Genomic DNA, 7,776 nt, shown 5'->3' on the forward strand with positions numbered 1-7,776 from the left:
ATGCGCCACATCGCCTCGCTCCTGCTCGCCCTGCCCGCGCTCGCCCACGCGCTGAGCAGCCCAGACGGCCAGCTCCAGGTCGACGTGTCGGTCAACGCCGAGCAGCAGCTTGTCTACACGGTGCAGCGCGCCGGCCAGCCCGTGCTGCTGGCCTCGCGGCTGGGCCTGGTGCTGGAGCAGGGCGACTTTGCCAACGGGCTCAAGCTTGTCGCGACGTCTCCCGTGAAGGTCCACAGCGAGCAGTACACGCTGGCCGCGGGCAAGAAGAGCCGCGTCGACTACCGCGCCAACGAGCAGCGCTTCACCGTCGCCAACGCGGCCGGGCAGCAGGCCGTGCTGACGCTGCGCGCCTCCAACGACGGCCTGGCGCTGCGCTACACGGTGGACGGCGCGGGCCAGAAGACGTTCAAGGACGAGCTGACCAGCTTCGCCTTCCCCGCCGAGGCCCGCGCCTGGCTGCAGCCGATGGCGGCCGCCAAGTCGGGCTACAAGCGCGTCAACCCGTCCTACGAAGAGCACTACCAGGTGGACATCGCCGTCGGCACGCCGTCACCGATGCCGGCCGGCTGGATCTTCCCCGCGCTGTTCCGCAGCGGCGCCAACTGGGTGGCGCTGACCGAGGCAGACATGGACGGCCGCTTCCACGCGTCGCGCCTGCAGGCTGACTCGACCGGCGGCACCTACCGCATCGGTCTGCCCGACCCGAGCGAGGTGTTCACCGGCGGCCACGTCCTCGCCGACGTGAACGGGCCTTTGACGACACCCTGGCGCGTGCTGGCCATCGGCCCGCTGAAGACGGTCATGGAGTCCACCCTCGGCACCGACCTCGCCGCCCCCGCCGTGCCCTTCGACAAGGCCAAGCTCAAGCCCGGCCATGCGTCCTGGAGCTGGGCACTGCTGAAAGACGAGGCCACCGTCTACGACGTGCAGAAGCGCTTCATCGACTACGCCGCTGACATGCGCTGGAACTACACGCTGGTGGATGCGGAATGGGACCGCCAGATCGGCGACGCCAAGATGAAGGCGCTGGCGGACTACGGCAAGACCAAGGGCGTCGGCTTGCTGGCTTGGTACAACTCTGCCGGCGACTGGAACGACACCCCGCAGACGCCCCGCGGCGCGCTGCTGAACCGCGCCGACCGGCAGCGCGAGTTCGCGCGCATGAAGGCCATGGGCGTGGCCGGCCTGAAGGTCGACTTCTTCGGTGGCGACGGCGCCTCCATGCAGGCCTACTACGTGGATCTGCTGAAGGAGTCGGCCGCAGCCGGGCTGCTGATGAACTTCCACGGCGCCACGCTGCCGCGCGGCTGGAGCCGCACCTATCCCCACCTGATGACGGTGGAGGCCGTGCGCGGCTTCGAGTTCGTGACCTTCACGCAGGAAGACCAGGACGTCATCGCCCCGCATGCCGCGATGCTGCCGTTCACGCGCAACCTGTTCGACCCGATGGACTTCACGCCCATGGTGTTCGGCGACATCCCCAAGATCAAGCGCACCACGCGCAACGGCTTCGAACTGGCGCAGAGCGTGCTGTTCCTGTCCGGTATCCAGCACTACGCCGAGACGCCCGAGGGCATGGCCAGCGTGCCTTCCTACGTGAAGGGCTTCCTGCGCGAGCTGCCGCGCCAGTGGGACGAGATGCGCTTCCTGGCCGGCGAGCCGGGCAAGTTCGCCGTCATCGCGCGCCGCGCTGGCAAGCAGTGGTTCATCGCGGGATTCAATGCCGACGGGCAGCCGCGCGACGTGCAGCTCGACCTCGGCTGGCTGGGCAAGCGGGAAGGCCAGCTCATCACCGACGGCGCGGGCGAGCGCGAGTTCGCCGAGCGCAAGCTCGCAGCACCAGCCGCCCAACTGACATTGGCGCCCCGCGGCGGCTTCGTCGCGCGCTTTCGATAATGCGGGCTTTTCCAGGCCCGGCGCCCATGCGAACCCGAGCGGACCACTCCACCTATAGCGCTCAATCCGAGGGCAAGAGCCAGCACGGTCGCATCGTCAGCGAGCTGGGGCTGGCCATCGTCGGCGGCGAGCTCCAACCCGGCGACAAGCTGCCGCCCGAAGCCCAGCTACTGGAGCGCTACGAGATCAGCCGACCCGTGCTGCGCGAGGCGGTGCGCGTGCTGGTCGCCAAGGGCCTGGTGGTCTCTCGCCAGCGCGCCGGCGCCATCGTGCGGCCGCGCAACGAGTGGCATCTGCTGGACCCCGACGTGCTGTACTGGCTCATTCAGTCCCGCCCGCAGCGCGATTTCGTTCAGACGCTGCTGGAAGTGCGCCAGATCTTCGAGCCCGCCGCCGCCGCGCTGGCGGCCAAGGCCGCGACAGACGCGCAGCTCGCGTCGATTGCCAAGGCCTACGAAGGCATGGCCGCCGCCAAGACGACCGAAGAGCTGCTGGAGCCCGACCTGGCCTTCCACCGCCGCATTGCCGAGGCCACGGGCAACGACCTGCTCGCCTACATCGGCAACATGCTGTCGCTGGCGCTGCGTGAGTCCATCACGCTGTCCAGCCAACTGCCCAACACGCACGAACTCTCGCTGCCGCGTCACAAGGCGATCCTGACGGCGCTGCAGGCGCGCGATCCGCTGGGCGCCCGCCAAGCCACGCTGGTACAGCTCGACGAGACGGGGGACGACATCAACAGCGTCTTGGCCAACGATGGCAGAGTCAATCTTGCGTGAAATGAAGCCCCTCGCCCAAGGCGTACCTTGGTCGGTCCCCCGAGGAGACGGCGATGCTTGCCGGATTGACCGGCAACACATCGCCATGACGGGCCGGCTTGGGAGCGGCCCGGCGCTCGGCCCGAAGCGATGCATTACGGCCGCCGCGAGTGCGGCATGGATACCTGACATGGCCCGCGATAGCGACGACGACAACGGCGGCCTGACCGACGCCAGCCCCAACCCAAACTGGTTCCTGCGCGCACGGCTCAAGACACGTCAGCTGCTTCTGCTGATCGCGCTGGACGACGAGCGCAACATCCACCGCGCTGCCGAAGTCCTGTGCATGACGCAGCCCGCCGCGTCCAAGCAGCTCAAGGACCTGGAGGACATGCTGGATGTGAAGCTCTTCGAGCGTCACCCACGCGGCATGGAACCCACGCTCTATGGCGAGACCATGATCCGCCACGCGCGGATGGCGCTGACGTCGCTGTCCGCCGCGCATGACGACATCGTCGCGCTCAAGCACGGCCTGTCGGGCCAGGTCGAGGTCGGCGTCATCATGACCCCCGCCATGGGTCTGCTGCCGCGCGCCATCTCGCGCATCAAGCTGCAGGCGCCCAAGCTGCGCATCGGTGTGCAGATGGACAGCAGCAAGGCGCTGCTGGACATGCTCAGCCGCGGCAAGCTGGACTTCATGATCGGCCGCATCGTCGAGGAGGAAGGCGCTGCCGGCATGCACTACGAGGAGCTGACGGTCGAGCCCGCCTGCGCAGTGGCGCGTGTCGGGCACCCGCTGCTCAAGTCCGACAACTTGAAGCTCGCCGACCTGGCCAACCAGCCGTGGATCCTGCCGCCGGTCGGCAGCGTGTTGCGGCATCGCTGGGAGCTGATGTTCCGCCGTGCCGCGCTGGAGCCGCCGGGCAACGTGGTAGACACGACGGCGCTGCTGTTGATCACGGCGCTGTTGCAGCAGACCGATTCTCTGCATGTGATGCCCGTCGAAGTGGCGCGTTACTACGCGTCGCTGAATGTGCTGGCGATCCTGCCGATCGAGCTGCCGTGCCACATGGACGCGTTCGGGATCATCACGCGTGAAGGGCATCTGATGTCGCCGGGGGCCAGGCAACTGCTGCACGAGGTGAGGCTGGCGGCGCGGGACTTGTATTGAGCTTTCGAGCAGGCATTCGAATCAGGGCTTGATGTTCAGCGGGATCGCATGCTGCTGAAGTAGCCGAACGCGCGCTTGTTGAACTCATCGGCTTCACGTTCATAGGCCCAGACAGCGGCGGCATGGATGCAGAAAAGCGCCGCCAACGCCGTGCCCGTGCGGCGCCCTATGGCCTTCAACGGCACGTTGCGTCGGCAACAGAACACCACCGCGCCAACGAAGATGCTCACGATGAGATAGAAGAATGACACGAGCGCGATGGATCTGGAGAACTCCATGCGCGCCTGGATCCGCCGCATCTCGTCGTAGTAGTTCTTGTCGCCGTACACCTTGTTCTTGGCGAAGTAATAGAGGTTGGCGATCGCACCTTTCAGCGTCTCGCCCCGGATGCAGCCTGCGTCCACGCAGCTGTCGCGGGCGTCCGGATCGAGGTTGGCGGCTGACGCCGTCGGCGAGGTCAGCCAGGCCTCGACATCCGCCGCCTTGTCGATGCGGGCCAACGAGAAGGCGTTGGCCTTGGCGAGGTCCTTGGCGAGATCCTTGGGAAGCCATCCGGTTTCCCTCGCCCGATCACGCTTGAGCAGCGTCCTCAGGCGCGAATCCTTCTGGAAGTTCCAGAGCTCATCGTCCCCGAACAGCTGCTCCGCATGGATGGATCGCCAGGAAGGCACCGGGACGCTATCCATGTATTTGTAAGACAGGTCTTCCGCCAGGATTCCGACACCGAATGACAGGCCGGCGAACACGGCCGCCGTCATCGTTGGGTCGAAGGACTTCTTGTGCCCATAGGCCTTCAAGGGCGCCACCGGCTTTCCGGCTCTATCGGGCACTTCCAGCCCCAACCGCTCTCCACTGAAGAAGCCGGTCAGGTTGAGTCCGGCAATGTGGAGCAACACCCAGTCGAGCGCGAGGACCGTAAACGCGCCGACCAGGAATGTGATGCCGATGTCCTTCAGTGCCATGTCCATGGGCGGCCTCCCCGCTTGAACGGCGCATAGCCGCGGCGCGATGTTGCCGGGACCGATGCATGAGCGACTCGTCATTTCTGCGGATGACCTGCCGCGCTTGGCCAGCGAAAAAGCGTCACCCGCAGCCAAGGCTGCTTCCTTCGTCCTGTTGAACCGCTATCGAGGAGCCACGCCATGAACTTCTACATCCCCGACCCGACGCCGCCCACCACCATTGCGCCGTCGCTGTTGAACACGGCCGATACGGAGATCGATGCGCTGCTAGGGGCGCCGAGCGCGCGCGCGTCTTACAACGTCGATGGCGCCGGGCTCTCCGTCGCTGTGCTGGACACCGGCCTGCGCGTGACTCACAAGTGCTTTGCAGGCCGGGTGCCCGAAGTACGCAACTTCACCACTGATGACGGCGGCGACCCTGGCCTCGTCACCGACAGGAACGGCCACGGCACGAATGTGGCGGGCCTCATCGCAGCGGGCACCAGCGACGAGCGTCGCGGCATCGCACCGGGTGCACGCGTCGTCCCGCTGAAGGTGCTGCCGGCACCCACGCTGGAGCCAATCATCAACGCGCTGGTATGGATCAGCGAGAACGCGACCCGCCTGGACATCAGCGTCGCCAACCTCTCGCTCGGCGTCCCGGGTGTCAATCTCAGCGACGACGCCGGCGTGCGCGCCGAGCTTCCGCAACTCGCGGCCATCCTGAAGGAACTTCACGCACGGCGCATCGCCGTCGTGGTGGCTGCCGGCAACGACTACAAGTCCTTCGAGACCGAGGGCATGAGCATGCCGGCGATCTTTCGCGAGGTCATCTCGGTCGGCGCGGTATACGACGCGTCGGTCGGCCCCCGCCACTACAAGAGCGGCGCAAGCGCGTTCTCGACGCACGCCGACCAGATGACGCCATTCACGCAGCGGCTCTCCAAGGAGGCCAGCCCCGATTGCTATACCGATGTGATGTCGGCCGGGGCTTCCGCCACATCGGCCGGCGCCGCCAGCGACGATGCGACATCGGTGCAGGACGGCACCAGCCAGGCGGCGCCGACGGTGTCGGGCGTCGTTCTGCTGATGCAGCAGTTCTACAAGCGCCTCACCGGTGAACTGCCGCCGGTGCCGTTGCTGCAGGAGGTGCTCCGTTCGACATCAACCTGGATCGTCGACGGCGACGATGAGGACGACAACGTCGCCAATACCAATCGGAAGTTTCCGCGCGTCAATGCCTACGAGTCGCTCGTAGCGCTGGACAAGCTGGTGAAGCTTGCCGCCATCTCCCAGTCCAGCGAATGACCTTCGTGCTGATCGGGAAGTGGCGCCGGCGCTGCTGCGTCGGACCGCGTGTGTCCCAGCGGCTCGTCAGGTGCTCACAGCGTTCGTGAACGTCAGCCGGTTGCCGAACGGGTCGGTCACGGACAGGTCGCGCGAACCCCAGGGCGTGTCCTGGATGCCGGGCCGCGCATGTCCGTAGTGCTTGGCGCTGAGTTCGGCGTGGAAGGCATCGATGTCGCTCACACGGATGCGCATGCCCGCACCGGGGCAGCAGTCGCCGTGGTGCTCGCTCAGGTGCAGCACGCAGCTGCCGCGCGATACCTGCATGTAGAGCGGCAGGCCCGGCTCGAAGCGGTGCTCCCAGTCGACCTTGAAGCCAAGGAAATCCACATAGAACTCACGCGCCTTGGCTTCGTTGAAGCTGCGCAGGATGGGGGTGGTCTGGTCGAAGTGCATGGGCGCAGTGTGCCGGCCAAGTGCGACGCCGAAACAGGACGCCATCGCGCGGTGCAGTGCAACCCGCGTCAGTCGTCCTCAGTCTTGACGAAGACTTCCTGAAAGGCCTCCGCGAACTCCGGCGAGGCGCTGAACGTCAGCGTGACAGTGATCCACCCGCCGGCCTCATGCTGGATCAGCAACTCGTGATCCCAGGCATTGCCATCCTCTACCGGTCCTTGCCGGCCACCGAAATCGGCCCGCGCCCAGGCCAGCACTAGCGCCACCTCGGCCATTACGGCCGCATGCTCAGCTTCGCGCGTGGAAGCCATTGCTTCCAGCGTGAGGATGTCGTCGGAGCTGTCGGTGAGGTCGAAGGTAAGGTAGCCCATCGCGGAATTGTCGGACCACGGGTCCGCTGGGAAGCGGATGCGTCATCGCCGATCAGCCGCCGCCTGTGAGCTAGCCCCCTGAATGACCGGACACGGTCCATCGCTTATCTTTGAGGATAGGAGTAGGACTGTGAATATGACTAGGCGGACGGAGTCTGTAGAGATCGTGNTGAGCTAGCCCCCTGAATGACCGGACACGGTCCATCGCTTATCTTTGAGGATAGGAGTAGGACTGTGAATATGACTAGGCGGACGGAGTCTGTAGAGATCGTGATGACCGATCAGCGCCGCAGGCGGTGGTCGGTGCAGGAGAAGGCTGCGCTGGTTCGGCGCACCTATGAACCGGGCATGTCGGTGTCGCTGGTGGCGCGCCAGNCTGTAGAGATCGTGATGACCGATCAGCGCCGCAGGCGGTGGTCGGTGCAGGAGAAGGCTGCGCTGGTTCGGCGCACCTATGAACCGGGCATGTCGGTGTCGCTGGTGGCGCGCCAGCAGGGCGTGGCGGCGAGCCTGCTGTTCCAGTGGCGCAAGCTCGAGAGAGAAGGCGCGCTGGTGGYGGTGTCTGCTGGTGAGTCGGTGGTGCCAGCGTCCGAGCTCGCTGCCGCACGCGCGGAGATCGCCAAGCTGCAGCGCGTGCTGGGCAAGAAGACCTTGGAGAACGAAATCCTCAAGGAAGCCGTGGAGTACGCCGCCGAAAAAAAGTGGATTGCGCGCTCGCCCTTGTTGCCCAAGGACGAGCCGTGAAGGCCGTCTGCGACGCACTGGGGCTGGCGCGCTCTAACGTCCACCTCCGGCTGCATCGCCCGAGCGACTGGCACGACGCGCGGATCAACCGGACGCCAGCACCGGACGAAGAACTTCTGGGCGAGCTCCAGCGGCACATCGCCGATCTGCCG

8 protein-coding genes and 1 pseudogene are annotated in these 7,776 nt (G+C 66.1%); 6 read left to right on the forward strand and 3 right to left on the reverse strand.

Annotation, left to right across the window (positions count from 1 at the left end):
- From ASC81_RS12810 to ASC81_RS12820, 3 genes are all read left to right on the forward strand, one after another.
- Nucleotides 1–1,896, forward strand: a complete 1,896-nt coding sequence (locus ASC81_RS12810) for a glycoside hydrolase family 97 protein (protein ID WP_056267414.1) — start codon at nt 1–3, stop codon at nt 1,894–1,896.
- A gap of 26 nt (nt 1,897–1,922) precedes the next feature.
- The gene (locus ASC81_RS12815; protein ID WP_056267417.1) at nt 1,923–2,675 is read left to right on the forward strand and encodes a FadR/GntR family transcriptional regulator; all 753 of its coding nucleotides are present in this window, start codon (nt 1,923–1,925) and stop codon (nt 2,673–2,675) included.
- A gap of 169 nt (nt 2,676–2,844) precedes the next feature.
- Nucleotides 2,845–3,825: a LysR family transcriptional regulator gene (locus ASC81_RS12820; RefSeq protein WP_056267419.1), complete on the forward strand. Its 981-nt coding sequence runs from the start codon at nt 2,845–2,847 to the stop codon at nt 3,823–3,825.
- A 35-nt stretch (nt 3,826–3,860) separates the two neighbouring features.
- Here the strand turns inward: ASC81_RS12820 and ASC81_RS12825 are convergent, their stop codons facing one another.
- Nucleotides 3,861–4,793, reverse strand: a complete 933-nt coding sequence (locus ASC81_RS12825; protein ID WP_056267422.1) for a hypothetical protein — start codon at nt 4,791–4,793, stop codon at nt 3,861–3,863.
- 174 nt (nt 4,794–4,967) lie between these two features.
- Between ASC81_RS12825 and ASC81_RS12830 the strand changes: the two genes are divergently transcribed.
- On the forward strand, nt 4,968–6,074 hold the full coding sequence (locus ASC81_RS12830; protein ID WP_056267425.1) for a S8 family serine peptidase: 1,107 nt from the start codon (nt 4,968–4,970) through the stop codon (nt 6,072–6,074).
- A gap of 66 nt (nt 6,075–6,140) precedes the next feature.
- Here ASC81_RS12830 and ASC81_RS12835 read toward each other — a convergent pair whose 3' ends face one another.
- Both ASC81_RS12835 and ASC81_RS12840 read right to left on the reverse strand, forming a co-directional pair.
- Nucleotides 6,141–6,509: a glyoxalase superfamily protein gene (locus ASC81_RS12835; RefSeq protein WP_056267426.1), complete on the reverse strand. Its 369-nt coding sequence runs from the start codon at nt 6,507–6,509 to the stop codon at nt 6,141–6,143.
- Nucleotides 6,510–6,577: 68 nt separating this feature from the next.
- Complete coding sequence (locus ASC81_RS12840; protein WP_056267429.1) at nt 6,578–6,880, reverse strand: hypothetical protein; 303 nt, start codon at nt 6,878–6,880, stop codon at nt 6,578–6,580.
- Between the two features lie 273 nt (nt 6,881–7,153).
- Between ASC81_RS12840 and ASC81_RS27020 the strand changes: the two genes are divergently transcribed.
- Nucleotides 7,154–7,255, forward strand: a 102-nt coding sequence (locus ASC81_RS27020; protein ID WP_235533648.1) for a transposase, incomplete at its 3' end; no start/stop codon positions are given.
- Between the two features lies 1 nt (nt 7,256).
- Nucleotides 7,257–7,776 (forward strand): annotated as a pseudogene (locus ASC81_RS26565) (transposase); the annotation flags it as partial.

It is taken from the genome of Pelomonas sp. Root405, from assembly GCF_001425165.1.
Lineage (GTDB): Bacteria > Pseudomonadota > Gammaproteobacteria > Burkholderiales > Burkholderiaceae_C > Pelomonas.

Excerpts from the sequence above, each read along its gene's own strand:
- ASC81_RS12810 (WP_056267414.1), top strand. The coding sequence starts at position 1 with ATGCGCCACATCGCCTCGCTCCTGCTCGCCCTGCCCGCGCTCGCCCAC.
- ASC81_RS12815 (WP_056267417.1), top strand. The coding sequence starts at position 1,923 with ATGCGAACCCGAGCGGACCACTCCACCTATAGCGCTCAATCCGAGGGC.
- ASC81_RS12820 (WP_056267419.1), top strand. The coding sequence starts at position 2,845 with ATGGCCCGCGATAGCGACGACGACAACGGCGGCCTGACCGACGCCAGC.
- ASC81_RS12825 (WP_056267422.1), bottom strand. The coding sequence starts at position 4,793 with ATGGACATGGCACTGAAGGACATCGGCATCACATTCCTGGTCGGCGCG.
- ASC81_RS12830 (WP_056267425.1), top strand. The coding sequence starts at position 4,968 with ATGAACTTCTACATCCCCGACCCGACGCCGCCCACCACCATTGCGCCG.
- ASC81_RS12835 (WP_056267426.1), bottom strand. The coding sequence starts at position 6,509 with ATGCACTTCGACCAGACCACCCCCATCCTGCGCAGCTTCAACGAAGCC.
- ASC81_RS12840 (WP_056267429.1), bottom strand. The coding sequence starts at position 6,880 with ATGGGCTACCTTACCTTCGACCTCACCGACAGCTCCGACGACATCCTC.